Raw genomic sequence first — 2,081 nt, forward strand, 5'->3', positions numbered from 1 at the left:
AACGCGGCCATCTCGATGGCTATGACCCCCGCACCGAGGACGGCCACGGTATGCACCGGCGAGTTGCGCTCTGGATCCCAGAGGGAGGGTTCCGTGATGGCCCGGTCACCGGTGACCACTCCCGGCAAGTCGTCGCCCTGGAAGGGGGGGCGCACCGAGCGGGCGCCCGTGGCCAGCAGGAGCCTGGTTCCGCTGATCTCATCGACGCTCCCGTCCTCTTTTGTCACACGGGCCCTTTTCTCTCCCTCCCAGTGGGTTACACAGCCGGTCCCCCGGACCGCCCTGGCACCCGCCATGCGGAGCGACGTGGCCGAGCCCTGGCGGAGTTTGTCCACGACGGATTCCACCCTGGTCCAGAGCCCCTCCCTGGGGCCTCTCCCTCCTATGATGTGGGCGTAGAGGGCCTTGGTGGGGATGCATCCCCTGTTGAGGCAGACCCCTCCCAGGCGATCCTTCTCCACGAGGACGGTCTTCATTCCGGCGGCCGCCGCCAGGTCGGCGGCCCGCAGGCCGCCCGGCCCCCCGCCGAGGATAACGAGATCGTACATGGCCTTCTCTCCTTTACAAGTACAAGTGTCGGCGATAAGCAAGGGGCGCCTCCTGTTGAAAAAGGCGCCCCGCCGGACAAAGATCGGTTATTCCTCGAACTGCCAGCGCAGGATCGGGTTGCGGGCCGCCATGGTCTCGTCGGGCCTGGAGATGGGCGTCGTCGTCGGCAGGCCGTGGAAGGCCTCCGGCCCCTCGGATCGCGCCTTGGCCACGATGTCCTCCATGGCCTGGGCGAACCGGTCGAGGGTCTCCACCGATTCCGTCTCCGTGGGCTCCACCATGAGGGCCTCGGGTACGATGAGGGGGAAGTAGATCGTGGGCGGATGGAACCCGGCCTCGATGATGGCCTTGGCCACGTCCAGGCTGCTCACGCCCGTTTCGCGCTTCAGCGGGCCGCCGTTCAGGACGAACTCGTGCATGCAGTGGCCCTTGTGGGCCAGGAGGTAGAGGCCGCCCAGCTTTTTGGCCAGGTAGTTGGCATTGAGCACCGACATCTCGGAGGCGTCCTTCAGGCCTTCCGGCCCGAGGGCACGGATGTAGGCGTAAGCCTTCACGAGGACGCCGAAGTTTCCGTAGAAGCTCCTGACCCTGCCGATGGATTTCGGCCTTTCGTCCTTCCCGATGAGGGTATAGCGTCCGCCCTTAAAGGCGACGACGGGCGCGGGCAGGAAGGGCTCCAGTTCGGCCTTGACTCCCACCGGCCCCGACCCCGGACCGCCTCCCCCGTGGGGGGTGCCGAAGGTTTTGTGGAGGTTCAGGTGCAGGACGTCAAAACCCATGTCGCCGGGGCGCGCCTTGCCCATGATGGCGTTCAGGTTCGCCCCGTCGTAGTAGACCAGCCCCCCGGCCCGGTGGACGGCCTCGGTGAGTTCCAGAATGTGTTTTTCGAAGATGCCCAGCGTGTTGGGGTTCGTCAGCATGAGGGCCGCCACGGTGTCGTCCAGGAGGAGTTTCAGGGAATCCAGGTCCACCATGCCCTCCTCGTCGGAGGCCACCTCCACGGTTTCGAACCCCGTGACGGTGGCGGACGCCGGGTTGGTGCCGTGGGCCGAATCGGGCACGATGACCTTGGTCCTCTTGCCTTCGCCGCGGCTTTCGTGCCACGCCTTGATCAGCATCAGCCCCGTCTGTTCCCCATGGGCGCCCGCCGCGGGCTGGAGCGTGACGGCGTCCATGCCGGTGATCTCGGCCAGCATGCCGCTCAGGTCGAACAGGAGCTTCAACGCCCCCTGGGCCGTCTCTTCCGGCTGGAGGGGGTGGACCCGGGCGAAGCCCGGCATCCTCGCTGCGACCTCGTTCACCTTGGGGTTGTACTTCATGGTGCATGACCCGAGGGGATAGAACCCCTCGTCGACGGAGTAGTTCAGTTTCGACAGCCTTGTAAAGTGGCGGACGACGTCCACCTCCGCCATCTCGGGCAGCCTGGGGGCTTTCTCCCGGCAGGATTTTCCCAGGACGGCCCCGCAGTCGACGGCCGGGACGTCCAGTTCGGGCAGGGCGTAGCCCTTTCTTCCCGGTCGGCTCGATTCGAA

At 66.3% G+C, this 2,081-nt stretch carries 2 protein-coding genes; both read right to left on the reverse strand.

What is annotated here, in order from left to right:
• The coding region (locus GX108_00990) for an NAD(P)/FAD-dependent oxidoreductase (GenBank protein ID NLO55625.1) at positions 1-548 on the reverse strand (548 nt) is incomplete at its 3' end.
• A gap of 87 nt (positions 549-635) precedes the next feature.
• On the reverse strand, positions 636-2,081 hold a 1,446-nt coding region (locus GX108_00995; protein NLO55626.1), incomplete at its 5' end, for an aminomethyl-transferring glycine dehydrogenase subunit GcvPB.

Origin of the sequence: Thermovirga sp., from assembly GCA_012523215.1 — a bacterium.
GTDB lineage: Bacteria > Synergistota > Synergistia > Synergistales > Thermovirgaceae > 58-81.